21 protein-coding genes and 1 pseudogene are annotated in these 26,027 nt (G+C 62.8%); 17 read left to right on the top strand and 5 right to left on the bottom strand.

Going from position 1 to position 26,027, the window contains the following annotated elements:
- The first annotated feature begins 130 nt into the window (after positions 1-130).
- The 7 genes from D103_RS0106465 to modC all read left to right on the top strand — a co-directional run bounded on the left by D103_RS0106465 (position 131) and on the right by modC (position 8,189).
- Positions 131-1,981, top strand: a complete 1,851-nt coding sequence (locus D103_RS0106465; RefSeq protein ID WP_018876225.1) for a putative nucleotidyltransferase substrate binding domain-containing protein — start codon at positions 131-133, stop codon at positions 1,979-1,981.
- A 163-nt stretch (positions 1,982-2,144) separates the two neighbouring features.
- Positions 2,145-2,756 (top strand): 3'-5' exonuclease, encoded by a 612-nt coding sequence (locus D103_RS0106460; protein ID WP_026280285.1) that lies wholly within the window; start codon positions 2,145-2,147, stop codon positions 2,754-2,756.
- A gap of 112 nt (positions 2,757-2,868) precedes the next feature.
- A complete protein-coding gene (gene acs / locus D103_RS0106455; RefSeq protein ID WP_018876223.1) occupies positions 2,869-4,827 on the top strand; it encodes an acetate--CoA ligase in 1,959 nt (652 codons plus the stop codon).
- A gap of 184 nt (positions 4,828-5,011) precedes the next feature.
- Positions 5,012-5,398: a winged helix-turn-helix domain-containing protein gene (locus D103_RS0106450; RefSeq protein ID WP_018876222.1), complete on the top strand. Its 387-nt coding sequence runs from the start codon at positions 5,012-5,014 to the stop codon at positions 5,396-5,398.
- A 188-nt stretch (positions 5,399-5,586) separates the two neighbouring features.
- On the top strand, positions 5,587-6,387 hold the full coding sequence (gene modA, locus D103_RS0106445) for a molybdate ABC transporter substrate-binding protein (protein ID WP_018876221.1): 801 nt from the start codon (positions 5,587-5,589) through the stop codon (positions 6,385-6,387).
- A gap of 6 nt (positions 6,388-6,393) precedes the next feature.
- Positions 6,394-7,086, top strand: coding sequence for a molybdate ABC transporter permease subunit (gene modB / locus D103_RS0106440; protein WP_018876220.1), 693 nt, complete (start codon positions 6,394-6,396; stop codon positions 7,084-7,086).
- Positions 7,083-8,189 carry a molybdenum ABC transporter ATP-binding protein gene (gene modC / locus D103_RS0106435; protein WP_018876219.1) on the top strand — a complete coding sequence of 369 codons (1,107 nt, stop codon included), beginning with the start codon at positions 7,083-7,085 and terminating at the stop codon, positions 8,187-8,189. Before modB ends, modC begins: the two co-directional genes overlap by 4 nt.
- A 1,238-nt stretch (positions 8,190-9,427) precedes the next feature.
- Here modC and D103_RS13890 read toward each other — a convergent pair.
- The 3 genes from D103_RS13890 to D103_RS14375 all read right to left on the bottom strand — a co-directional run bounded on the left by D103_RS13890 (position 9,428) and on the right by D103_RS14375 (position 12,111).
- On the bottom strand, positions 9,428-10,594 hold the full coding sequence (locus D103_RS13890) for a DGQHR domain-containing protein (protein ID WP_081618380.1): 1,167 nt from the start codon (positions 10,592-10,594) through the stop codon (positions 9,428-9,430).
- 5 nt (positions 10,595-10,599) lie between these two features.
- On the bottom strand, positions 10,600-11,007 hold the full coding sequence (locus D103_RS14170; RefSeq protein WP_155984761.1) for a hypothetical protein: 408 nt from the start codon (positions 11,005-11,007) through the stop codon (positions 10,600-10,602).
- Positions 11,008-11,175: 168 nt separating this feature from the next.
- Positions 11,176-12,111 (bottom strand): Dam family site-specific DNA-(adenine-N6)-methyltransferase, encoded by a 936-nt coding sequence (locus D103_RS14375; RefSeq protein ID WP_081618379.1) that lies wholly within the window; start codon positions 12,109-12,111, stop codon positions 11,176-11,178.
- Between the two features lie 114 nt (positions 12,112-12,225).
- Here D103_RS14375 and D103_RS14290 point away from each other — a divergent pair.
- The 6 genes and pseudogenes from D103_RS14290 to D103_RS0106410 all read left to right on the top strand — a co-directional run.
- Positions 12,226-12,366 (top strand): annotated as a pseudogene (locus tag D103_RS14290) (addiction module antidote protein, HigA family); the annotation flags it as partial.
- Positions 12,367-12,460: 94 nt separating this feature from the next.
- Positions 12,461-13,936, top strand: coding sequence for an N-6 DNA methylase (locus D103_RS0106430; RefSeq protein ID WP_018876218.1), 1,476 nt, complete (start codon positions 12,461-12,463; stop codon positions 13,934-13,936).
- Positions 13,933-15,153, top strand: a complete 1,221-nt coding sequence (locus D103_RS13550; protein WP_081618378.1) for a restriction endonuclease subunit S — start codon at positions 13,933-13,935, stop codon at positions 15,151-15,153. Before D103_RS0106430 ends, D103_RS13550 begins: the two co-directional genes overlap by 4 nt.
- Complete coding sequence (gene rhuM / locus D103_RS0106420; protein WP_018876216.1) at positions 15,150-16,145, top strand: virulence protein RhuM/Fic/DOC family protein; 996 nt, start codon at positions 15,150-15,152, stop codon at positions 16,143-16,145. The genes D103_RS13550 and rhuM overlap by 4 nt, the downstream gene beginning before the upstream one ends.
- Positions 16,142-18,556, top strand: a complete 2,415-nt coding sequence (gene hsdR, locus D103_RS0106415; RefSeq protein ID WP_018876215.1) for an EcoAI/FtnUII family type I restriction enzme subunit R — start codon at positions 16,142-16,144, stop codon at positions 18,554-18,556. The genes rhuM and hsdR overlap by 4 nt, the downstream gene beginning before the upstream one ends.
- Positions 18,557-18,757: 201 nt before the next feature.
- Positions 18,758-20,656 (top strand): DUF262 domain-containing protein, encoded by a 1,899-nt coding sequence (locus D103_RS0106410; RefSeq protein ID WP_018876214.1) that lies wholly within the window; start codon positions 18,758-18,760, stop codon positions 20,654-20,656.
- A gap of 144 nt (positions 20,657-20,800) precedes the next feature.
- Here D103_RS0106410 and D103_RS0106405 read toward each other — a convergent pair whose 3' ends face one another.
- Positions 20,801-22,096, bottom strand: a complete 1,296-nt coding sequence (locus D103_RS0106405) for an NAD(P)/FAD-dependent oxidoreductase (protein WP_018876213.1) — start codon at positions 22,094-22,096, stop codon at positions 20,801-20,803.
- 18 nt (positions 22,097-22,114) lie between these two features.
- Positions 22,115-22,429, bottom strand: a complete 315-nt coding sequence (locus D103_RS0106400) for a c-type cytochrome (RefSeq protein ID WP_018876212.1) — start codon at positions 22,427-22,429, stop codon at positions 22,115-22,117.
- A 550-nt stretch (positions 22,430-22,979) separates the two neighbouring features.
- On the opposite strand from D103_RS0106400, the gene D103_RS13875 reads away from it, so the two are divergent.
- The 4 genes from D103_RS13875 (at position 22,980) to D103_RS0106385 (ending at position 25,888) form a co-directional block, all read left to right on the top strand.
- The gene (locus D103_RS13875; RefSeq protein WP_196800202.1) at positions 22,980-23,399 is read left to right on the top strand and encodes a hypothetical protein; all 420 of its coding nucleotides are present in this window, start codon (positions 22,980-22,982) and stop codon (positions 23,397-23,399) included.
- Between the two features lie 139 nt (positions 23,400-23,538).
- Complete coding sequence (locus tag D103_RS0106395) at positions 23,539-23,856, top strand: HigA family addiction module antitoxin (protein ID WP_018876211.1); 318 nt, start codon at positions 23,539-23,541, stop codon at positions 23,854-23,856.
- A gap of 268 nt (positions 23,857-24,124) precedes the next feature.
- Positions 24,125-24,442 carry a HigA family addiction module antitoxin gene (locus D103_RS0106390; protein ID WP_018866533.1) on the top strand — a complete coding sequence of 106 codons (318 nt, stop codon included), beginning with the start codon at positions 24,125-24,127 and terminating at the stop codon, positions 24,440-24,442.
- Between the two features lie 354 nt (positions 24,443-24,796).
- The gene (locus D103_RS0106385) at positions 24,797-25,888 is read left to right on the top strand and encodes a tetratricopeptide repeat protein (RefSeq protein ID WP_018876210.1); all 1,092 of its coding nucleotides are present in this window, start codon (positions 24,797-24,799) and stop codon (positions 25,886-25,888) included.
- Positions 25,889-26,027 lie beyond the last annotated feature (139 nt).

Genomic DNA, 26,027 nt, shown 5'->3' with positions numbered 1-26,027 from the left:
CTGGCACATGTCCCGCGGGACAAGCGGCAATCGACCCGAACCCGGTCGATTGCCGGTTGCCCCGCGCCCTGAACCCCAACGTATCCACGACCCGGTGTCTCCCCGGGTATATCGCCACACGGACCCGCGCATGAACGGCGAACTCGAAGAGATCCGCGAGTTTCTCGATCGCTGCCCGGACCTGGCCCCCCTGCCGGCGGCCAGCCGGGATGCGATCGTGCGTCAGCTCACCCTGCGCTACCTGCGCGAGGGCAGCCGCTTCCCGCCGGACGCCGAGCCCGGCCTGTGGATCGTGCGCACCGGCACCCTGGAGATCCGCGACGCCCGCGACACCCTGCTGGACCGCCTGGGCGAAGGCGATCTGGTGCATATCGCCGCGTCACCGCAGACCCCGCTCGGCCCCGTGACCGAGGATGCCCTGGTCTACCACCTGCCCCTGGAACGCGCCCGGCAACTGGCCGCCCGCGACGGCACCATCGCCCAGTTCCTCGCCGACGACGCGCCGCGCCCCCTGGCCGCCGGGGGGGCGCCCCACGGCCACGGGGACGACAACGGGCTGCTGACCACGCCAGTCCGCGCGCTGATGACGCCGAACCCGGTGCTGGCACCGAGCACCCTGAGCCTGCGCGAGGCCGCGCGCCTGATGGACCACGCCGACGTCTCCGCCCTGCTGCTGCACGCCCCGGACCGGCCGGGCGCCCCCGAAGGCATCCTGACCGACACCGACCTGCGTCGCGCCATCGCCAAGGGCATCGACCCCGGGCAACCCGTGGCCGAGTCGATGGTCGGCCCGCTGACCACCGTCCAGCGCGACACGCCCGCCTTCGAGGCCCTGCTGCGCATGGCCCGCCACGACATCCACCACCTCCCCGTCGTCCACGAGGCGGACGGGACCCTGGCCGGCATGCTCTCCAGCACCGACCTGATCCGCCATCAGGGCACCAGCGCCGTCTACCTGGTACGCGACCTGCGCCGCGCCGACGATCTCGACGGCCTGAAGGCCGTGATGCAGGCCCTGCCCCGGCTGCAGGCCCAGCTGGTGGACTCCGGCGCGGATGCCGTGCAGCTCACGCAGACCATCACCACCGTGATCGACACCCTGACCCAGCGCCTGATCGAGCTCTGCGAGCGTGACCAGGGATCGGCCCCCTGCGCGTATGCCTGGCTGGCCAGCGGCAGCCAGGGCCGCCACGAACAGACCGTATTCACCGACCAGGACACCGCGCTCATCCTGGCCGACGACGCACCGGAGGGGGCCGGCGCCTGGTTCGAGGCACTGGCCCGCCAGGTCACCGCCGGCCTTGATGCCTGCGGCATCCGCGCCTGCCCCGGCGATGTCGACCCCACCCACCCGGACTGGCGCCGCCCCGCCGCCGACTGGTCCCGCGAGATGGAACGCGTGCTGCATCACCCCGCCGCGCGCGATGCGATGCTGGCCACCCACTATCTCGACATGCGCGTGATCCACGGGGACGCCACGCTGTTCGAGCCCCTGCGCCAGCGGGCCCTGGAAACCGGGGCGCGCCACGAGGCCCTGCTGAGCGCCCTGGCCGACCAGGCCCGCGACCTGCCCCCACCGCTGGGCTTCTTCCGGCAGTTCGTGCTGGAGGACAGCGGCGAGCACGCGGACACCCTGGACCTGAAGAATCGCGGCCTGCTCCCGATCGTGGCCATGGCACGGGTCTTCGCCCTGCATGCCGGCAGCGAGGCGCGCAGCACCGTGGAACGCCTGCGCGCCGCCGCCCGCGCCGGTGTGATCAGCGACACTACGGCCGACAACCTGATCGATGCCTGGCGCTACATCGCCGAGCTGCGCGCCCGCCACCAGGCGAACCAGATCCGCAACGGCCAGCCCCCGGACAACGCGCTGGACCCGGCCGAGCTGTCCACGCTGGAGCGCAGCCACCTGAAGACGGCCTTCCGCCTGGTCAGCGACGCCCGCAAGACGGCGCTCGCGAACGCCGAGCGCGTCCACGGATGAACCGCTCGACTATGCCCGGCCCGGCCCCCGTCAGCTGATGGTCTGCCCGCTCAACCATCCCGACTGGCGCCGACCACCCGGGCACTGGCGTTTCTGCCGGGCCCGCCGGCGCGCCGCGCGCCGGGCCCCGCCGGGCCCGCTGCGTACGTCCCTGGAGACCCCCCTGCCGCGCGCCGGCCAGGCCGTCGCGGCCAGCCGCTTCCTCGCGGTCGACCTGGAGACCACCGGGCTGGATCCGGAGCGCGACCGCATCCTCAGCATCGGCTGGGTGGCGATGGACGGCGCCCGCATCGACCTGGCGACCGCGGACCAGCGCCTGGTGCGCGCCGAGGGACCGGTGCCGGAGGCCAGCGCGGTGATCCACCGCATCACGGATCAGCGGGCTGCCGGCGGCGTCCCGCTGGAGGAGGCGCTGGACGCCCTGTTCGAGGCCCTCGCCGGACGCGTCATGGTGGCGCACCACGCGGCGCTGGAGATCGGCTTCCTGGAACAGGCCTGCCAGCGGCTGTACGGCGTGCGCCCGCCGCTGGCGATCGTGGACACCCTGCGCCTGGCGGAGACGGCCCTGCGCCGCGCGGGCCAGCCAATCCCCGCCCACGGGCTGCGCCTGCATACCCTGCGCGCGCGCTACAACCTGCCGGCGTATCGCGCGCACGACGCGCTGTTCGACGCCATCGCCGCGGGCGAGCTGTTCGCCGCCCTGCTGAGCCGGCAATCGCCGGACGGCAAGCTGCCGCTCGGACGCGTGCTGTTCCGCCCCGCATGGCTCTGGTAGGCGCGGCCAGCGGGCGGTTCGCATGCTATCCTCGCACCCACTATGGAAACCCTGACGGGACTGGCCCCAGGCCGCTCCCGCCCCCAAACAAGAAATCGATCTGGAGGCCCTGATGAGTGACAACATCGAGTCCACCCTCACCGAGACGCGCCACTTCGCGCCGCCGGCGGAGTTCACCGCAAACGCCCGCCTGAAGCCGGCCGACCTGGAGGCCCTGCACCAGAAGGCCGAGGCCGACTACGAGGGCTTCTGGTGCGACCTCGCGCGCGAGCAGATCGACTGGCAGACCGAGTTCACCCAGGGCCTGGATGACTCCAACGCGCCGCACTACCAGTGGTTCGCCGACGGGCGCATGAACGTGTCCTACAACTGCATCGACCGCCATCTCGAGGTGCGCGGCAACAAGACCGCCCTGATCTTCGAGGCGGAGAACGGCGACACCCGCCACCTGACCTACCGCGATCTCTACAACGAGGTCGGCAAGCTGGCCAATGCCCTCAAGGGCATGGGCGTGGAGAAGGGTGACCGCGTCATCATCTACATGCCGATGAACGCCGAGGCCGTGATCGCCATGCAGGCCTGCGCCCGCATCGGCGCGATCCACTCGGTGGTGTTCGGCGGCTTCTCCGCGGACGCGCTGCGTGACCGCGTCGTGGATTCCGGCGCCAAGGTGGTCATCACCGCCGATGGCGGCGAGCGCGGCGGTAAGGTCGTCGGGCTCAAGGCCAATGTCGACAAGGCGCTGGATTCCAACGGCGGCGACGTCGAGAAGGTGGTGGTGTGCAAGCGCGCCGGCAACGACGTGACCATGCACGAAGGCCGCGACATCTGGTGGGAGGACGCGGTGGACGGCGAATCCGTCGACTGCGAGCCCGAGTGGGTGGAATCCGAGCATCCGCTGTTCCTGCTCTACACCTCCGGCTCCACCGGCAAGCCCAAAGGCATCCAGCACTCCAGCGCCGGCTACCTGCTGGGCGCCATCGTCACCAACCAGTGGGTGTTCGACCTGCAGGGCGACGACGTCTACTGGTGCACCGCGGATGTCGGCTGGATCACCGGCCACACCTATGTCGCCTACGGCCCGCTGGCCGCGGGCGCCACCCAGGTCGTCTACGAAGGCACGCCGACCGTCCCCGACGCCGGGCGCTGGTGGAAAATGTGCCAGGACCACGGCGTGACCGTGTTCTACACCGCCCCCACCGCGATCCGCGCGCTGATGAAGGCCGGCCCGGACCTCCCCAAACAGTACGACCTGTCCAAGCTGCGCCTGCTGGGCACGGTCGGCGAGCCGATCAACCCCGAGGCCTGGATGTGGTATTACACCACCGTCGGCCAGAAGCGCTGCCCCATCGTCGACACCTGGTGGCAGACCGAAACCGGCGCCAACATGATCGCCCCGATCCCCGGCGCGACCACGCTGGTCCCCGGCTCCTGCACGCGCCCCCTCCCCGGCGTGGCCGCCGACGTGGTGGACGAGGACGGCAACAGCCTGGGCGCCGACCAGGGCGGCTATCTGGTCATCAAGAAGCCGTGGCCGCACATGCTGCGCACCGTCTGGGGTGATGACCAGCGCTACAAGGACACCTACTGGCCCAAGTTCGGTGGCAAGTATTACCTGGCGGGCGACTCCGCCCGGCGCGACGCCGAAGGCAACTTCTGGATCATGGGCCGCATCGACGACGTGCTGAACGTCTCCGGCCACCGCATGGGCACCATGGAAGTCGAATCCGCCCTGGTCGCGCACAAGGCGGTGGCCGAGGCCGCCGTGGTCGGCCGCCCGCACGACGTGAAGGGCGAGGCCATCGTCGCCTTCGTGATCCTGCAGGGCGACCGCCTGACCGGCGACGAGGCCGACGCGATGATCAAGGAGCTGCGCAACTGGGTCGCCGACCAGATCGGCCCGATCGCCAAGCCGGACGACATCCGCTTCGCCGACGGCCTGCCCAAGACCCGCTCCGGCAAGATCATGCGGCGCCTGCTGCGCTCCATCGCCAAGGGCGAGGAGATCACCTCCGACACCTCCACACTGGAGAACGAGGCCGTCATCCCGCAGCTCCAGGGCAAGGCCTGAACCGGAGGCCGGGGTATCGCACCCCGGCCCTCAACGCTCCCCCGTAGGAGGCCAGCCCTCTGGCCGATGCGGCGCCGGATCGGCCCCCATCGGCCAGAGGGCTGGCCTCCTACCATTCCGGGTATCATTCGTCATCACACGCCCTTCCCGTTTCCGCATCGGTAAACCCCAGGCCAGACCCCGCATGAGCACCCAGCATTCCGACGACCACAAGGACCCAGCACAGGCCCCGCGCCTGCGCGTACTGCTGGGCGAGGTCACCGCGATGGGCCCGGGCAAGGCCATGCTGCTGGACGCCATTCGCGACAAGGGCTCGATCTCCGCGGCCGCGCGCAGTGTCGGCATGTCCTACCGCCGCGCCTGGGACCTGGTCGAGACCATGAACCAGAGCTTCCGCGAACCCGTGATCACCACCGCCAAGGGCGGCTCCGGCGGGGGCGGGGCGCAGATCACCGAATTCGGCGAGACCGTACTGGCGCGCTACCGCGACATGGAACGCAAGGCCTGCGAGGCCCTGCGCGACGAACTGCACGCCTTCGCCGACTTCCTCGCCGAAGACCACAAGCCGTAACCACCACCCAAGCCTTGACGGCCCTCCCCCGGCCCCGCATCATTGCGCCAGTCGATATGCAAGCTGAAATATAACGAACCGCATATCCTCAGCCTCACCGTCACTGCGAGGAGCACCGCGACGAAGCAGTCGCCGGACAAACCACCCGAGCCAACCGCAACCCGCACCCACAGGGAACTCTCCCCACCATGCACCTGCGCGCCCTCCTCCTGACCCTGCTCCTCCTGCTGCCCGGCCTGGCCGCCGCCAACGGCCCGCTGACCATCGCCGCCGCCTCGGACCTGCGCTTTGCCCTGGACGAGATCCTGGACGCCTACCGCGAGGCGCACCCGGACGACGCGGTACGCGTCACCTACGGCTCCTCCGGGCGCATGACCACGCAGATCATGAACGGTGCGCCGTACGACGTGTTCTTCTCCGCCGACATCGCCTACCCGCAGAAGCTGCGCGCCGAGGGTCACGCGGCCACCGAACCGGAGGTCTACGCCATCGGCCGCATCGTGCTGTGGAGCAACCGCATGGATGCCTCCACGATGACGCTGGAAGACCTGACGCGCGACGATATCCGCCGCGTCGCCATCGCCTCGCCCACCCACGCCCCCTACGGCGTGCGCGCGATGGAGGCGCTGCAGGCCGCCGGCGTCTGGGAGGAGCTGCAACCCAAGATCGTCAACGGCGACAACATCGCCCAGACCGCGCGCATGGTGCAGGCCGGGGGCGCGGACATCGGCATCATCGCGCTGTCGCTGGCCGAATTTCCCGATCTCGCCGAGCACCCGCACTACCTGATCGACGACGCGCTGCACGAACCCCTGACCCAGGGCTTCGTGATCACTCGGCGCGGAGAACACAACGAGACCGCGCACCGCTTCGCGGACTACATGAACGCCGACACCGCCCGCGAGATCATGCGTCGGTACGGCTTCGTGATGCCCGGCGACGACCTCGCCGAAAACCGCTCCGCCGAAGCCACCACGGCCACCCCGTAAGCACCCATGTTCGACCTGAGCCCCACGGACTGGATGGCGATCGAGGTCACCCTCAAGCTCGCGCTCTACACCACGCTGATCCTGCTGGTGATCGCCACGCCGATCGCCTGGTGGCTGGCCAACGGGCGCGGCTCCCCCGGCGTGCGCACCGCGGTGCAGGCCCTCGTCGCCCTGCCGCTGGTGCTGCCGCCCACCGTGCTGGGCTTCTACCTGCTGGTCCTGCTTGGCCCGGCCGGGCCGGTCGGCAGCACGCTGGAGAGCTGGGGCCTGAACCACCTGGCCTTTACCTTTCAGGGCATCCTGATCGGCTCGGTGATCTACTCCCTGCCGTTCGCGGTGCAGCCCCTGCAGCAGGCCTTCGCCAACCTCGGCCGCCGCCCGGTGGAGATCGCCGGCTCGCTGGGCGCCGGGCGCATCGACCGCTTCCTGACCGTGATCCTGCCGATGACCCGCGGCGGCTTCATCGTCGCCGCCACGCTCGCCTTCGCCCACACCCTCGGCGAGTTCGGCGTGATACTGATGCTGGGCGGCGCGATCCCCGGCGAGACCCAGGTGCTGTCCATCCTGATCTACGACCACGCCGAGGCGATGGACTTCGACTCCGCCCACCGTCTGTCCTTCGGGCTGCTGGTCTTCGCCTTCGCCGTGCTGTTCATCGTCTACGCGATCAACCGCCGCTTCGACACGGTGCGCCTGTGACCCGGCCCGAGCCCGACACGCTGCGCATAAAGGCCCGGCTGGAACGCCCCGGCTTCGCGCTGAACGTGGACACCGCCTTCCCGTTGGACGGCGTAACCGCCCTGTTCGGCCGCTCCGGCTGCGGCAAGACGACGCTGCTGCGCATCATCGCCGGGCTGGAACACCCGCCCGGCGGCGAGGTGCACTTTCGCGATACCGCGTGGCAATCCGGCAAGACCTTCGTCCCGCTGCACCGGCGCCGCGTCGGCCTCGTGTTCCAGGAATCCACCCTGCTCCCGCACCTGTCCGTGCGCGGCAACCTGCTCTACGGCTACAAGCGCACGCCGGAGCCCCTGCGCCGCCTGCACCTGGACGAGGTCGCCCGCCTGCTCGGCATCGACGACCTGCTTGAGCGCCGCGCCGACCAGCTCTCCGGCGGCCAGCGCCAGCGCGTCGCCCTCGGCCGCGCCCTGCTCACCAGCCCCGACCTGCTGCTGCTCGACGAACCCCTGAACGCCCTGGACACCCAGACCAAGCGCGAGATCATGCCCTTCCTCGCCCGCCTGTCGGACAAAACCGGCATCCCCACGCTGCTGGTGACCCACGCCCCGGAAGAAGTCGAACGCCTGGCCCACCGCGTCGCCTTCATGCACGACGGCCAGCTCGAACGCCTGGAACCCCTGCGCGACGCCCTCGCCCGCGCCGACTCCCCCCTGTTCCGCGACGAAGGCGCCGTCTCCGTCCTGCAAGGCGAACTGGGCCCGGCCGACGCCCACGGCCTGCACCCGTTCGGCCCGCCCGAGGCCCGCTACCGCGTACCGTCCACCCCCGGCGCCGCCAACGGCGCCGGCCGCCCGGCCCGCCTGCGCATCGACGCCCGCGACGTCTCCATCGCCCTGTCCCCGCCCCAGGACGTCTCCATCCTCAATATCATCCCCGTCACCATTGAGTCGCTGGATAAGGCGCCTGGGCATCACGGACCCGCTCGTGTGCTCGCCGTTTGCCGGCAGGACGATGGGCAGACGTTAATGGCGGAGTTGACGCAGCTGTCCACGGAGCGCCTCGGCCTCCGGCCCCACATCCGCGCCCATGCGCTCGTCAAGGCTGTAGCCTTTCTCGACTGAGCGCCTCCGCGCCCTGCCTCGACCCTTCCTATCAGTCGACTCGCAGCCCCACACCGTACGTGCCAGACTCTGCCTTTGGACAAGCCGAGACGGCCCACCCTAACAACCCTTGACGGCAGCCGGTCCCCACCCCAACCTACCCAGGATCCATGCTCTCCTGTACCCCGTAACCACCTGCGACTCCAAACCTTTAGAGCTCCGTCTCGTCCGGGCCATATAGCGCGCATGTTCAATTAATATCCATGCGCGCCACCGGATGCCTGTTATACGCGAGGGAAACTTGACCAGGCCAATCGAGCATCAATTCCCGCCAAGCGTTGTCGCGCGCCTCCGCGCGGTATCCGATGGATTCAGTGCGCTTCGCGTGGACAAACGCGCGTCTTCATATTTTGCGAGTGAGCTCACTCGGGCAATTGAGGCAGGCCTACTGCTTGCGGCACTCTCACTGGGCTCAACCCTGCTTGAGATCTGGCTTCGGGACATCCTCGCCCATACTCGTGCGTCGCAGCTGTGCCCCAGAACGAAAGCGGAATGGCGCTACCATCTAACTCGTATCGATCGGGAGATTGAGGGCACTAGTAAGCGAGGCCTGCTGTTTAATGACATTCTTAAAGAGCTGGAGCGCTCTGGCGTAATCTTCGAATCGGAAAAGGGCGACCTCGCAAGCCTGTATTCTTCACTCCGCAACCCTCTCGCGCACGGATTGACTGGAAAACTGACAGATCCTCATTTTAAGGCCAAGTCCCTATTGGCTTCTGCAGCCTCACCGGAGGACATGTTTCTTGCGGGAATATTAGGTGGTTCGCCGATCGGCAGGTCAGATGCCTTAGAGGACTACCTCGAAAGACACGCAATAAAACACCTGGAAGCGCTTCTGCACGCCATTGAGCGTCACCCAATCGCACCGGAAAGTCGCGTCTAGCTATCCCTTCAACCCGACTCAGGCAAGAGACCATCGCATTACCTGCTTTCGTAACGGCCCGCCCCCAACTACCCATAGCAGTCAGCCCTTCCCCATTAAAGTCGGAGTAAGCGAAGTGGGGGGCGCCCACTTTCTGGAAACCTGGCCGCGAAGTGACTCGGTGCCCATGAAGCAGAGGACGCCCACTTCCTACAGTTCATACGAGGCCCTCCCAGCGCTCCCCCGACGCAATTAGCCATTACGTCGACTTTCTAGTAACTAGGCCCCCAAGGGCCTCCGTAGCTGTGATTGCCGAAGTCTCCCGAATTTCCCTCCCTTATAACGGAAGGCGAATTTGTTCACTTAACCCGCTCAGCTCTTGGATTTGCCTAAAGAGCTGAGACTCTCCACTACTTCCCGGCTTAAAGTTATCCACATTAAAATCCTCATCATGCATATCGATTTTCTCTATTACTCGCGCAAATTCTCCCTTCTCTGGAATACCTCCTGGCGAAGTCAATAACAGATATGCAGGCCTAAGCAGCCGCATAAAAGCGCGAAATCCATTCGTTTTCGCCAATATATTTCCTTGTGGTGCACTATTCCACGCGGCCGGCCATCTCTCACGAATTGCCGAAAAATAATTGAATATCACATCAGCGATATCCAAATCCCTTTTGTCAATCATCATATTTCGAAAAACTAACTTACTTTCTTCATCCCCCCTTGCGCGAGCCGGTAACTCATTTCTCATATACAGGTCGCGGTCCTCGATCGGATTCGCGGATATGTAGGGCATTAGCGCCTGGACAAAGGTAGCTTGAGTGATCGTCTCTCTTTCCCGCCCCTCAGTCGCCGTCCCTAACCTCTTAATTCTCTTATAAAACGGAGAACGTTCAGCTTGATCCAGAGCTACTGCTATATTGTGGCACACTTTCTGCGGGCTTCTAGACTTTGCTAAGTCGTACAGATCGTAAACAAGGCTCTTATTTACCTTCGTCTGAGCAAGGTTTACAGTTGAGAAAATGTACGCTTGCTCTGAAAGATCGGGATCCACAAATATACTTATATTAACCTCAAACCGATCTCCCGAGAAATCTTTCAGCCCCTCAATTCGGTGTTGCCCGTCCAAGACTTTTGCTATTTGCCGGAACAACACTTTCTCTTGGTCGCTCTCCGGATCGAGGTAATTCGATAACGTCATTGTATTGTTATCGGCGTTAAATTGAGCGCACACTCCGGGAACGGCAAGAATCACAGCCGTCGGGAAACAGGCGTCCACCGTATTAACATACTGCCCAATCTCCGCGACTCTCTTTTTGTTGAGTTCTCGCTGTATTCCGAGATACGTTTCGATTTCCCGTTTTTCCTTGAGAATCCTACGCACATCAAAATACGTAATATCTCTAAGATCTTTCGCAGGAATGGTGCCTATGTAAAACTCGCCTATCGGCTGGGCCACAGGGAGACATGGAAAGGTGATTGATTTCGGAGTCTCCTTCATATCGTTCAACCCTTTCCAGAATGACGATCATTAAAGTGTTTTAAGAAATCTTCTTCTTGAGAGCGCATTTTTTCTGCCGGATTTTTTGGGTGACGGGCTGAGTGGTAAACGGTCGCCAAGTAAAGCAGTAGGACGCTAATAGGGTAGAGCCATAACGAAAGATAAATAATTCCTTCTTGGTGGAGATCAACATCCCCTTTAATTAAAGAAAAAACGGCACCGCAAACTATCATTAGGATTACAACGACTGCTATGTGCCCTGACCTATTTGGAAAACCGCCGACGCCAGGGCGCTCGTAAAGGGCCATATAGAAAACTGGAGCTAACGCCGAAGTGCAGTAGAGAAACAGTTCGCCACCCTGGATGTTGGAAAAGAAAGCAGAAGCGATATTCGATGTTTGATTATCCTTCATAAAAAGGACGACCAAGGTGCCCAACCATATGGGGAGTGTAGAGCCCAAAAGGATCCACCCAATCTGTTTGGACGCATCTCTATGATCATCGATTGTGCAGTCAGGCAGCCCCGATAAAAAGGGGATCTTCCGTAACACAGTGACAACTATTCTGGTAGCCATTTCCCGCTAACCCTGGATCAAAAGCTCATTATATTTGCCGCGCGCTTTGGGATCACCAGCGATACGGCTGGCTCTAGTTACTGGCGTCATGAGGAAAGACCCGCGGTAAAGCTCCCGTATTGAGTCGTGGTTCGCGTTCATTAGAGTAATGCGAGCCTCTCGTTGTTTCGCTCTCTTTAGAGCTTCACACAGCCTCTCTTGATCCTCCCAGCAAAAGATCTCTTCGTTATACTTAACGAAACCATTAAAATTGTGTTTGACAGTATAAGGGGGATCAACAAAAAGAAGGTCACCTGGCCCCGTAGCATCTATCGTTTTCTCAAAGTCCTGGCATTGGATGTCAGCGCCATACAAGATCTTAGCTAGAGCATGAAAGTCATCATATGGATGAATGACTCTCTTGCAATCTGTTCCGATCGGAACATTGAATTTTCCTTTCTTGTTTACCCGATAAAGACCATTCCAGCATGTTCTGTTCAAATATATGAACTGGGCTGCTCGCTCTAATGGGTGCAGATAACTGGAGTTTCTTACCTTATAGAAGTAATCTGATCCGTGAGAGGCTTCGTGGCGTTTCAGTAACTCAAGAAGTTCGCTAGGGTGGTCTCTGAGAACGATGTATGTCTCAATAAGCCTTTCGTTGCTGTCAGCGATGAGAGAGATCCGCGGTCTCGTTGCAAAAAAAATAGAGCCACCCCCCAAGAACGGTTCGACGTATCGCTGATACGAGGCCCGAGTAGTCAACTTCTGCCATTTTGGCACGAACCACCGTTTACCCCCGGCCCAGCGGAGAAAAGGTTGAAGTGGTGTCTCTATTCGTTCCAAATCTTGGTCGTCCTGTTTGGAGGTCTTGTCGCAGGTACAGGTCAATTGGCGGCGCCGTTTACACGTACCGAGTGTACGGAAAATAGGCGCTCGTGAACAGTGAGGTAGCCCCGGCATTTTGGGGTCGGACCTCGATACTCCACTGAATCTAAAGGGGTAGTTTCCTCTCTTGGCGCACCATGAGCGCTTAAACGGCTAATTTTCGGGTCGAAAAGCCCAAGCGAAATGGACACCCATGGCCGTGCGCCGGAAAGCTGGCTGGCCATGCAGGGCCAGCACGACCTCTGGTGTGCACGCAAGCGTGTGGTGCTGGACACCGTGCGCCCGGTGCGGTTCGATGGGCCTGGCGACAGGGGGCAACCTGCTGCTTAGCACCGCAGGAAGTATGCCAGGGAAGTGGCGCCCACCTTTCTCCTGACCTGCGCGCGAAGGGATAATGCGGCGTCCAAGGAGAACGGGTGACTGAATGTTCGAGCAAACCTTCCGCAATATCGATGATGTGCTCTGGAAAGAGGCCGGCTGCGCCACGGAGCTGGACTACACGGAGCAGACGTCGTGGATGCTGTTCCTCAAGTATCTGGATGATCTGGAGTACGAGCGCGCGCAGGAGGCGGAGCTGGTGGGCAAGTCCTACCGGAACATCATCGATGAGCCGTATCGCTGGTCGGCGTGGGCTGCGCCGAAGACGGCCGATGGCGCGTTCGACCATGACGAGGCGCTGACGGGCGCGGATCTGATCGCCTTCGTCAACGACGATCTGTTTCCGTATCTCCAGGGCTTCCGCACGCGCGCGACGGGGCCGGACACCCTCGAGTACAAGATCGGGGAGATCTTCAGCGAGATCCGGAACAAGTTCTCCAGCGGCTACAGCCTGCGCGATGCGCTGGAGCTGATCGACGGCCTGAGCTTCCGCTCGCAGAAGGAGAAGCACGAGCTCTCCCATCTGTACGAGGCGAAGATCCGCAACATGGGCAACGCGGGGCGCAACGGCGGGGAGTACTACACCCCGCGCCCGTTGATCCGCGCGATGATCCAGGTGGTGAAGCCGCGCATCGGCGAGCGCATCTACGACGCCGCCGCCGGATCAGCGGGCTTCCTGTGCGAGGCGCACGACTACCTTCGATATGGGCCGGACGGCCAGGGCGACGGCAGCCATCTCTCCACCAGCGACCTGGATACCCTCCAGACCCGCACCTTCTACGCCAAGGAGAAGAAGAGCCTGCCCTATGTCATCGGGATCATGAACATGATCCTGCACGGCATCGAGGCGCCCAACGTCGTCCACAGCAACAGCCTGACCGAGAACCTGAGCGACATCCAGGAGAAGGACCGCTTCGACGTGATCCTGGCCAACCCGCCCTTCGGCGGCAAGGAGCGCAAGGAGGTCCAGCAGAACTTCCCCATCAAGACCGGCGAGACCGCCTTCCTGTTCCTGCAGCACTTCATCAAGTACCTGAAGGCCGGTGGCCGCGCCGCCGTCGTCATCAAGAACACCTTCCTGTCCAACAGCGACAACGCCTCGCGCGCGCTGCGCAAGGAGCTGCTGGAGAGCTGCAACCTGCACACCATCCTCGACTGCCCCGGCGGCACCTTTCTGGGCGCCGGTGTGAAGACCGTGGTGCTCTTCTTCGAGAAGGGCGCCCCGACCCGCAAGATCTGGTACTACCAGCTCGACCCCGGCCGCAGCCTGGGCAAGACCAACCCGCTCAATGACGATGACCTGAAGGACTTCGTCGCCCGCCAGGCCGGATTCGAGGATTCCGACAATTCCTGGACGGTGGACATCAACGAGATCGACCCGGACACCGTCGATCTGTCGGTGAAGAACCCGAACAAGGCCGAAGCCGAGCCACTGCGCGACCCCGAAGTCATCATCAATGAGATCGAGACGCTGGACCGGGAGAGCGAGGAGATCCTGGAAGGGATTCGGGGGATGTTATGAGGGAGGGGTGGAAGGTTGCCAAACTTGAAGACGTTGCTCAGGTGGTAAATGGCGGCACACCCAAGACCAAGGTGCCTGAATACTGGGGTGGCGAACATTTTTGGATAACGCCGGCTGAGATGGGAGGACTTGAGAGTCCCTACATTGAATCCAGTCGCCGGTGTCTAACTGATGCGGGGCTAAAGAATAGCTCTGCTTCACTTTTGCCGAGAAACTCGGTGATTCTATCTACTCGGGCGCCCATTGGACACTTGGTCATCAACGCAGAGCGAATGGCATTCAACCAAGGATGCCGGGGCTTGATCCCGCGAGGAGAGGCTCACTACAAGTACCTCTACTATTTCCTGTATGGCAGCGTAAACCTGCTCAACGACTTAGGCTCCGGGACGACATTCAAAGAACTCTCCGCAGGAAAGCTCAAGAAAGTGGAGGTTCCGCTCCCACCTCTCTCTGAACAAAAGCGCATCGTCGCCATCCTCGATGAAGCCTTCGCGGGAATCGCCACCGCGGTCGCCAACACCGAAAAGAACCTCGCCAATGCCCGCGAGTTGTTTGAGAGCTACCTGAATTCGGTAATCGGGGGGTATGCGAACAAGTATGAATTAACCGAACTACATCGGGTTGCAGATTTCCAAGGCGGATCTCAGCCGCCAAAGTCAGTTTTCCTGCGAGAGCCCAGAGATGGATACGTTCGCCTTCTTCAAATCCGTGATTTCAAGAGCGACGAGAAGGCCGTGTTTATCCCTGTGTCCCGGAAGAACAGGCTCTGTGAACCATCCGACATAATGATAGGTAGATATGGTGCCTCTGTAGGCCAAATACATACTGGGAAGGGTGGCGCGTACAACGTCGCCTTAATCAAGGCCACGCCAAATAAAGAACGACTGAACAAGCGCTATTTCTATTATTACTTGTTGTCAAACCTCTTTCAGCAGCCACTCGCCTCGGTTGCGAGCCGATCAGCGCAGGCCGGATTTAGCAAAGAGGATATCGCTCGGTTTGCTGTGCCATTACCGCCAATTCGGGAACAGGAGCGCGCGGTAGAGTCGTTCGATGATTTGCATGGGCAGGTCGTAAGGTTGGAGAAACTCTTCGAGAGCAAGCTGTCCTCCTTAAACGAACTCAAGCAATCCCTCCTGCAAAAAGCCTTCTCCGGCGAACTCACCGCAGGCAAGGCAGCCTCCGATGCCATGCGCCAGGTGGAGGAAATCGCATGACCGCCGAAACCCAGGCCCCCATCATCATCTTCGAGGAGGCCGACAAGGCCGTCGAGGTGCGGCTGGATGCCAACCAGCAGACGGTTTGGCTGAGCCTGCAACAGCTGGCGGAGTTGTTCGACCGGGACAAGTCGGTAATTTCGCGGCACCTGAAGAACGTCTTTGGTGACGCGGAGTTAGAGCGAGATTCAGTTGTTGCAAAAAATGCAACAACTGCTGCGGACGGCAAAACCTACCAGGTGGAGTATTACAATCTCGATGTCATCATATCGGTGGGCTACCGGGTCAACTCCAGCCGTGCTACCCGCTTCCGCCAGTGGGCCACCCGCATCCTGCGCGAACACCTGACCCAGGGCTGGACCCTGAACCGCCAGCGCTTTGAGGAAAACGCGCGAGAGCTGGAGGCGGCCCTGGCACTGGTGCGCAAAGCCGCGCAGAGCCCGGCGCTGGATGCGGGCAGCGGTCGTGGCCTGGTGGACATCGTCAGCCGCTACGCCCAGACCTTTCTTTTGCTGCAACGCTATGACGAAGGTCTGCTGACCGAACCCCGCGCCCAGACTGGTGGCACGCTGCCCTCCTGGGAACAGGCACGGGCCGCGCTTGACGGGCTGAAATCCGACCTGATGGCGCGCGGCGAAGCCACTGATATGTTCGCTCGGGACCGGGGCGATGGCCTGACCTCGCTGCTGGGCAATCTCGATCAGAGTGTATTTGGTGAGCCCGCCTACCCCAGCGTCGAATCCAAGGCGGCGCACCTGCTCTATTTCGTGATCAAGAACCACCCGTTTTCCGATGGCAACAAGCGCAGCGCCGCTTTCTTGTTCGTGGACTTCCTCCACCGCAACGGTCGCCTGCTGGATGGGTCCGGCGAGCCGGTGATCAACGATGTCGGCCTCGCGGCCTTGACGCTGCTGGTGGCCGAGTCCGACCCTGCCAACAAGGAGACCATGATCCGTCTGATCATGAACATGCTGGCTGGAGACCAGGGATGAACGAGGCCGGCCTCAATGAGGCAGACACCCGCGCCGAACTGATCGACCCTGCCTTGAAGGAGGCGGGCTGGGGCGTGGTGGAGGCTAGCCGGGTGCGGCGCGAGGTGATCACGCTCGGTCGGCTGCAGGGTGGCGGCAAGCGCGCCCGGCAGGACATCGCCGACTACGTACTGACCTATCGTGGTCAGAAGCTGGCGGTGATCGAGGCCAAGAAACGCAGCCTGCCGGTGACCGAGGGGCTGGCGCAGGCCAAGCGCTATGCCGAGCGGCTGCAGGCGCGCTTCGCCTACGCCACCAACGGTGACGCCATCTACCGGGTGGACATGGAAACCGGTGCGGAGGGGCCGGTGGAGGTCTGGCCCTCGCCGGATGATCTGTGGCTGGAGAACTTCGGCGCGGGCGGCGGCGCGCAGGACACCTGGCGGGAGCGCTTCGGGGCGGTGCCGTTCGAGGACAAGGGCGGCTTCTGGCAGGCGCGCTACTACCAGCACAACGCCATCAATCAGGCGCTGGAGGCGGTTGCCGCGGGGCGGGATCGCATCCTGTTGACCCTGGCTACCGGCACCGGCAAGACGGCCATCGCCTTCCAGATTGCCTGGAAGCTGTTCCATGCGCGCTGGAGTCTGGCGGCGCGCGCTGCCGGCACGCCGGGGCGGCAGCCGCGCATCCTGTTTCTGGCGGACCGCAACATCCTGGCCAATCAGGCCTTCAACGACTTTTCCGCCTTTCCCGAGGATGCGCTGGTGCGCATTGATCCGGAGGTGATCCGCAAGAAAGGTCGGGTGCCGAAGAACGGCAACGTGTTCTTCACCATCTTCCAAACCTTCATGACCGGGCGCGATGCCGCGGGCAACCCGGCACCGAACTTCGGCGACTACCCGCCGGATTTCTTCGATTTCATCATCATCGACGAGTGCCACCGGGGCGGCGCCAACGACGAGAGCAACTGGCGCGGCATCCTCGAGTATTTCCAGCCCGCCGTGCAGCTTGGCCTGACCGCCACGCCGAAGCGCACGGTGAACGCCGACACTTACGCCTACTTCGGCGAGCCGGTCTACATCTACTCGCTGAAGGATGGCATCAACGATGGCTTCCTGACCCCGTTCAAGGTGCGGCAGATCGCCACCACGCTGGATGACTACGTCTACACGGCGGATGACGAGATCATCGAGGGCGAGGTGGAGCAAGGGCGGCGCTACACCGAGGACGACTTCAACCGGGTCATCGAGATCCAGGAGCGCGAGCGCTACCGCGTGAAGCTGTTCATGGAGCAGATCGACCCGCGCGAGAAGACGCTGGTGTTCTGCGCCACTCAGGAACACGCGCTGGCGGTGCGCGACCTGATCAACCAGCTCAAGACCAGCAAGGACCCGCACTACTGCGAGCGCGTCACCGCCAACGACGGCAAGGAGGGCGAGCGCTTCCTGAAGCTGTTCCAGGACAACGAGAAGACCATCCCGACCATCCTGACCACCTCGCAGAAGCTCTCCACCGGCGTGGATGCCCGCAACGTGCGCAACATCGTGCTGATGCGGCCGGTGAACAGCATGATCGAGTTCAAGCAGATCATCGGCCGTGGCACGCGCCTGTTTGAGGGCAAGGACTACTTCACCATCTACGACTTCGTGAAGGCCTACGAGCACTTCAGTGATCAGGAGTGGGATGGCGAGCCCTTGCCGCCCGAACCCTGCAAGCAATGCGGCAACAGCCCTTGTAGTTGCGCTACGGAGCCTCCGCAGCCCTGCCCTGTTTGCGGCGAGCGGCCTTGTGTTTGCGAGAAGGAGCCGCCGGACCCCTGCGAGGCCTGCGGCGAATGGCCCTGCATCTGCGAGAAACGCCGCAAGGTGAAGATCCGCCTGGGCGACGGCAAGGAACGCGCCATCCAGCACATGACGGCGACCAGCTTCTGGGGTCCGGACGGCAAGCCCATCTCTGCCGCTGAATTCATCCAGCGGCTGTTCGGCGATCTACCAGAGCTCTTCCAGGACGAAGATGAGCTTCGCCGCCTGTGGAGCCGCCCGGATACCCGGAAGAGTCTTCTGGAAGGGTTGGAGGAGAAGGGCTACGGCACGCAACAGCTGGCCGAGGTCGGCAAGCTGATCGAGGCCGAAAACAGCGATCTATACGATGTGCTGGCCTACATCGCCTTCAACATGGCGCCGGTCACCCGGGCCGAACGAGTGGACGCCCACAAGGAGCGCATCTTCCAGGGACACGACTACAGACAGCAGGATTTTCTGCGATTCGTGCTCGATCACTATGTCGCCCAGGGCGTAAGCGAACTGGATACGGCGAAGCTCCCCCAGCTAATCGAATTGAAGTACCACAGCCTCGGGGATGCGGTGCACGAGCTGGGCCCGGTGAGCAACATCCGAGAAGTGTTCGTGGACTTTCAGCAGTATTTGTACTGATCCAATACGACGAATAACGCCGCCGAAGAAGTGTGAAAGCCAGGGGGCAACCTTCGGTGCTCGCAGTGGCACCCGGACCGTCACGCACATCTTCTGTCGGCCGTTCAACCATATCGACCGGATCGACGACCATCATCACCGCTTGCCGCGTTTTTACACAGTGGCCAGGTGTCGAAATCATGCAAGGGGGGCTCGCCTGAAATGGATGCCAAAGCACGTGATCTGAACCAGATCTTCGATTCGACCATCTCCTTCCAGATTCCGCTGTTTCAGCGTCCTTATGTCTGGAAGGAAGAGCCTAACTGGGCGCCGCTTTGGGAGGATATCCAGGGCCTGATGGATCAACGGCGGCGAACCCAGAAGTCGCGCACCCACTTCCTGGGAGCGGTCGTCCTGGAGCAGATGCGCAATGTGGCCGGCTCCATCGAAACCCATCAGGTGATCGATGGCCAGCAGCGTTTTACCACTCTGCAGATTTTCATGATCGCCGCCCGCGATATCTGCCAGCAGCTTGCTAGCAACAAGTACTACGAGCGGTTTGCCGACCTGGTGGGCAACAAGGCCAACAAGGTCGATTACGAGCATGAGCGCTACAAGGTGTGGCCGACCAACAGCGACCGCGAGGCGTTCAAGCTAGTACATGGAGTGGGCGGCCTGGACGCTCTGGAACAGCGCCTGCAGGAGCAGCCCGGGCTTCATGAGCAGAATCCTCAAGTCATCGATGGTTACCGCTATTTCTACGGGCAGCTGGAGCGCTGGCTGAGCGGTACGCTGGATGAGGAGCCCGAGGCACAGGTGCCGGACCTCGATGAGCGCCTCGATGCACTGTGGCAAGTGGTGAGCAACGCACTGCAGGTGGTGGTGATCAACCTGAGCGATGACGATGAATCTCAGGTGATCTTCGAGACCTTGAATGCCAGAGGCACTCAGTTGCTGCCCGCGGACCTGATCAAGAACTACCTGTTTCGCCGGGCACAGGCGGCAGGGCTGGATATCGAGTCGCTCTACGAACAGCACTGGAAGGCCTTCGATGCCAAGTTCTGGCGTAAGGAGGTCAAGCAGGGACGTACCAAGCGCCCGCGCATCGATCTTTTCCTGCAGCACTATCTGGCACTGATGCTGAGGGAGGATGTGCGCAGTGCCCACCTGTTCGAGGCCTTCAAGGAGTACGTCGTTGCTCTGGAGGACGGCGAGAACGACTCTCAGCTCACGGCACAGCCCAGTAGCATCGAATCCCACCTGCAGTCGCTGTCCCGCTATGCACGCGCCTTCCGCACGTTCGCGGAGCCAGAGGCCGGCTCACGGCTGTCGACTTTCCTGGGGCGCCTGCAGGCAGTGGATACGGCGACCGTCTATCCGCTGTTGCTGCTGGCCAGCGATCAGCTGCTGCCTGCCGATCGAACAGAGTTCGAGCGCGTTCTTGTGGTGCTGGAGTCGTTTCTGATGCGGCGCATGATCTGTTGCTTGACGACGAAGAACTACAACCGGCTGTTCATCGATGTCATCAAGGCATTGGACCGGCGAGGCAAGATCAATGCTGAAGTGCTTGAGGATGCCCTGCAGGCTAACGAGGGCGATAGTGTTCGCTTCCCCAGTGACGAAGAGCTCCAGCAGTGCATTCTGAACACACCGGCCTATCAGCGCCTGGCGCAGTACAAGATCCGAGCCGTCCTGGAAGCGATCGATCTAGCCCAGGAAGACCGCAAGAGCGAATCGCTGCCGCTTCCGGGTAACCTCACCATTGAGCACATCATGCCCGTCAACTGGCAGGCAAACTGGCCGATGCCACAGGACGTGGCGGCGGATGCGGAGAAGCGGCTGGTTTTCAACCAGGAACGAAACCAAAAGATACACGCGCTGGGCAATCTGACGCTCATCACCGGCAGCCTCAATCCCTCGCTTTCGAATGCCTCCTGGGACCAAAAGCGACCTGAACTCTGCAAGTACAGCAAGCTGAATCTCAATCGGTATTTTCATCCCGCCAAAGAGGGAGCGCCTGATTCTCTGAATGAATGGGACGAGACAGCCATCGACACCCGAGGGCAGCACCTTTTCCAAACTGCGAGCTCGATCTGGCCCTACTATGTTGGTGAACGCTGAACTGCTGGGCAGTAAATGGCCCCATGTGGGTAGAGCAACCCCGAGAAAAAGCGAAGACGAGGACACCCATCATTGGCGGGCGTTGCGGGAAAGGAACTCGGCGCCCGAAGGCGCCGATCGAAGTGGATGGGACAACGCTGGGCGCTAGCCCCAGATGTCCTGAGTGATGCCGGCGTACCAGGCGCGGGTGTGTTCGGCCTCCTGGCGGCGGAAGGTTGAAGACTGGCCGAGCGGACTGACGCCACCGGAGCCTTCGACTGCCGCCTGGGCGCCGTTCTGGTACTGGTATACGGCGGCGATACTGACGCCGTAGTCAAGGGTGATCAGGCCGTAGCAGGTGCTGGCCGACGACGGGTCAAGGGGCTCCTGGCCCGATAGCTCGCGCAGGATGGCGGCTGCGACGATCTTGCCCTGGTTGTTGGCCGCGTGACCGGACTTGGGCATGGCACCCGCCACGCTGGCATCCCCGATCACGTAGATGTTGTCGTCCATGACGGACTTGAAGGTCCGCTGATCGACCGAGGCCCAGCCTTGTTCGTTGGTGAGGCCTGCATCGTGGGCAATCTGGCCGGCGCGCTGTGCAGGGACAAAGTTCATCACGTCCGCGCGGACACGCTCCTGGCCACCGTCCGCGTGGGCGGTCTTCCCGCTGACGTCGATCTCCTCGACGCGCCCACCGTTGGAGCCGCCACGCCATTCGATCATGTCGCCGTAGTGTTCGGCCCATCCCTCCTCGAACAGGCCCTGTTTGGCAAAGCCCTCCTTGGGATCGAGGACGATGACCTTGGAGCGTGGTTTGTGGGTCTTTAGGTAGTACGCCACCATCGAGACGCGCTCGTACGGCCCCGGCGGGCAGCGGTACGGGTTCGGCGGGGCGACCATGACGTAGACGCCGCCGTTGGGCATGGCCTGTAACTGCGCACGCAGCAGCTCGGTCTGCGAGCCGGCCTTCCAGGCGTGCGGGATCGTCTCCGCATCGGCCTCTTCGATGCCGGGCATGTCGTCGTACTTGAAGTCGATACCCGGAGACATGACCAGTTTGTCGTATTGCAGGCTGTCGCCGCTTTCCAGGCGAACGGTGCGGCTGTCGGCGTCCACGCCAATGACCTTGTCCTGTATGACATCGACACCGTCGCGGTCGCGCAGGTTGTCGTAGCCGTGCGTGATCGCCTCGATGCTCTCGAAGCCGCCAAGTACCCAGTTACTGCCATAACAGGTGACGTAGGTGGCGTTGGGCTCGATCAGCGTGACGGCCATGTCCGGCGAGAGTTGCTTCAGGTAACGCGCCGCGGTGGCACCGCCGGTGCCGCCCCCGACCACGACTACATGGGCCTTGCCAGCGCTGTGCGCAGCAAGAGGGGTTAAACCGATACCGGTCAGGGCGGCCGCGCTGGTGATCCCGAAGGCCTTGAGGAAGTGACGTCGCGTAAAGTTATGCATTGTTGTTATCCCCCGTGATCAGAAGCGCGCGAAGTAGACCGACATGGCTTCGATCTCCTCGTCGGTGTAGCCCCTGGCGTGACGATCCATGATGGTCGCCTCACGCTCGCCATCGCGGAATGCGCGCATCTGGCTCTGGATGACTCCCGCCGAGACACGGCTGAGATCCGGAACACCTTTTTCGGCCGCGGCCGCGTTATGACAGGCTTTGCAGGAAGCGGCCATCAACTGGCCACGGGTAATTTCGTCATTGTCGGCGATAGCCTGGGATGCGGTGCCGGCCATCGCCAGCGAGGCGACAAGCCCCGCTGCGAACAAGCGTGAGTGCTTCATGCGAGCGAACTCCTGACGGTTGGGGTGTATGGTTCCCCGGCATTCAGCCGGCCCACTCAACCCCACTGCAGAAAGCGCGCCAAGAGCCCCGCCGGCCTTTGCTACAGCCGCTTTCGCTAAATAGAGGCCAGAACCGTCGCCGTAGCAACCCGACAAATCAGCACTTTGTCGGCCAAAGCGCCCGGTTTGGCCGCTTTGTCCGCACAGGACAAACGAGGGACGCCCGTTGCACCTGATCCGAGCGCATGGCGCGAGACCGGTTGGTAACGGGCAAATGTGGGTTATGTGGATCAGACCCCTCCGGCAAAGGCGAGACCTGACCCCTTTGGTGCACCGATCCCCACCCAGAAACACACTCGGGACCTGCAGGCACCGATCGGAGTGGTTGGAAGCTCACTGTATTACGGAAATAATGAGATCAGACCGTGCCAAAAAGGGGCATGGCTGATACGTGGCTTGGAATCTGGAGTGAAAAATAATGAGGCTATGTGACTCTCCATATCTCGGTACAAATAACCGACTTGCGGACGTCATCGCCGCGATTCAGGTTATGGGGACATACAAGTTCTACAAGCTGGATTTTGCTGGTTGGGCAGATCGCATAAGCGGAGATAGTAGGCTCGCAGAGTACTGGAAGGGAGTCCTATCAGAACATCCTGAATTCTTCAGGCTAGATGCTGATAGAGAAAAGGCATCCTTGGTGTGGAGGCGACAGCATCAAAAACGGTTCCATGTTGATGCTGAAAAAACACTATCGAAAGACGACTTCCATGAGCTGTCTGATGAAGAGAAGGCCAGAGTAAGCAGGATACCGCTTACGTCATCTGAAATCGGGACGCTGGTGCAGACGGCGATCAATCTGCATGCTAGAGCGCTCGAGCAGAAGACGGATTCACGATGGTGGATTGTCGGGTTCTTTGGAATCCTCGGCGCCCTAGTTGGTGCTTTGATCCATTCTTGGGCAGCGTAGGGCATGGGTGTTGCGGTCACATTAGACGCATGGGGTTCAGACCTTGCCTTTTGCCCCTACCGTGCGACGGCTGAAGAAGGGGGCCACCATCTTCCTTTCCGGTTACGACGATTGCCGTAGGCTTCGAGGATGATCACCGATGGCCATGCAAAACCCTCCGCACCCAGGCGAGTTCATTCGCGAGGTCTATCTGGAACCGTTTGGACTGAGTGCCCGCCAGCTGGCCAGCAAGCTCGATGTCTCGCCTTCCACCCTGGGGCGCGTCCTGCAGGGGCGCCGTGGGGTCAGCGCCGAGATGGCGCTGCGGCTTTCCAAGGCGCTCGGCCGTTCGCCGGAAAGCTGGCTGGCCATGCAGGGCCAGCACGACCTCTGGTGTGCACGTAAGAGCGTGAAGCTGGACGCCGTTCAGCCGATGCGGTTCGACGGACACAGAGAAAACGGGCAGCCAGCCGCGTAGTGATCAGTCGAGGTCGGCCTTGCGGTCGCGGGCAATGGTTCTCAGGGCGGGACGAAGAGGCCTCCCACCTTCAGGCCCACTTGCTTGGTGCGAACGATTAAGGCGTCCTTCATCACCGAGCGAGTGTATGAGCCATGGGGGTCATGAGCCATGGGGGTCAGGCCTTGCCTTTTGCCTCCGGACCACGACAGGGGCAAAAGGCAAGATTTGACCCCTTCGGTGCGTTTCCGGTTATGACGACTGCCTTAGGCTTCGAGGATTATCACTGATGACCATGCACAACCCTCCGCACCCGGGCGAGTTCATTCGTGAGGTCTATCTGGAACCGTTTGGACTTAGTGCCCGCCAGCTAGCCAGCAAGCTCGATGTCTCGCCTTCCACCCTGGGGCGCGTCCTGCAGGGTCGCAGCGGGGTGAGTCCCGAGATGGCACTGCGTCTGTCCAAAACGCTCGGCCGTTCGCCGGAAAGCTGGCTGGCCATGCAGGATCAGCACGACCTCTGGTGTGCACGTAAGAGCGTGAAGCTGGACGCCGTACAAAAGATGCGGTTCGATGGGCACAGAGAAAACGGGCAGCCAGCCGCGTAGCTGCAGAAAACGCGCGCTAACGGCTTAGGAACAAGAGCGGAAGACTAGGACACCCACGTTCCCTGCCGCGTTATGGCGAGGCCCCGCCGGGGCCGTGGCCATCTCCGAACGCGACCCCAGACGTCCGCCTCGATCAGCGCCAAGGACATCCACAGAGATCGCCACGGCGCTACGCGCCTCGCGATGACGGTGTTTGCTTCTCCGTCGTGATGAAACCTCAGAGGGGCGACGAAGACGAGGAGACCCATCGTTTCCGTTCCGCAACGTGCGGTCAGCGCCCGGGGTTGCTTGCGGACGGGTGGCCAGACTGTATGCTCGGGCGCTCCGCAAACATTGCCAGCGAGAACCACCGCCATGGGTACGCCTGCCAACCCGCCGCATCCGGAACAGCCCGAAGGGCCGAGCCAAGCCGATCAGGACGGCTTTGCCGCGTTCGAACGCGGCGACTATCGAACCGCCGGGGAGCTCTGGGCGGCCAGTGCCGAGGCGGGCTCCGCCTGGGCCCAGTTGGGCATGGGGATTCTGTATGCCGACGGTCTGGGCCTTGAGGCCGATACCGAGCGTGCGCGCGGGTACTGGGAACAGGCCGCGGCGCAGGGGCTGAGCGATGCCAGCTTTAACTTGGGTGTGATGGCGGAGAAGGCGGACCCGGCCGATACCGAGGCCGCCCGACACTGGTATGGCCACGCGGCCGAGGCGGGTCACGTCGTGGCGCAGAACAACCTGGCCGTGCTGCTGCAGAACGCGGGCGACGAGGCCGCCGCCACCGAGGCCGTCCATTGGTGGAAACGCGCCGCGGAGCACGGCGACCCCGACGCCCTGAACAGTCTCGGCGTCGCGCATCAGCAAGGCAGCGGATGCGCGCGCGACCGGGCTGCGGCAGCCGAGTACTACGCCCGGGCCGCCGAGGCGGGACACCGTGACGCGGCCTTCAACCTCGCCCTGGCCCTGGAACAGGGCGACGGTGTGGCAACGGACATGGCCGGGGCCGCCCACTGGTATCGGCAAGCCGCCGAGGCCGGTGACCCGGACGCCGCCGCCCGCCTGGGCAACCTCTGCCGCGACGGCAACGGCACGCAGGAAGACCTGACGGCGGCGGCCCACTGGTATCGCGCCGCGGCCGAAGCCGGCCATCCCCAGGCCCAGGCGAACCTGGGTGTCCTCCTGGAACGAGGGCTTGGGGTGACTCAGGACGAGTCGGCCGCGGCCGCCTGGTACCTGGCCTCGGCGCGGCAGGGGCTGGCCCCGGCCCAGTACAATATGGGCATCGTGCTCGCCGAGGGCCGTGGCGTGGAGGCCGACCTGCCCGGCGCCTGGGTCTGGTTCGCGCGCGCCGCCGATCAGGGCCACAAACCGGCCGCGGAGGCCCGCGACTACGTTCACCAGCAGCTCACCCCGGAGCAACGCCGCGACGCCGAGGCGCGCAAGGCCGAGATCTCCCGCTAGACCACCAGCGCGGGCAGCCGAAGCGCAGCAAGCAGAGGCCGACCAGCTCGCCCCCCCGCCCCGTCATGGCGAGGCCCCGCAGGGGCCGTGGCCATCTCCAAACGCAGCCCCCGACGTCCGCCTCGGCCAGCGCCCGGGC

This window comes from Thioalkalivibrio sp. ALE31 (assembly GCF_000377405.1).
GTDB lineage: Bacteria > Pseudomonadota > Gammaproteobacteria > Ectothiorhodospirales > Ectothiorhodospiraceae > Thioalkalivibrio.
Note: the sequence above shows the minus strand (reverse complement) of the source record. Positions and strands in the feature narration are given on the sequence as shown.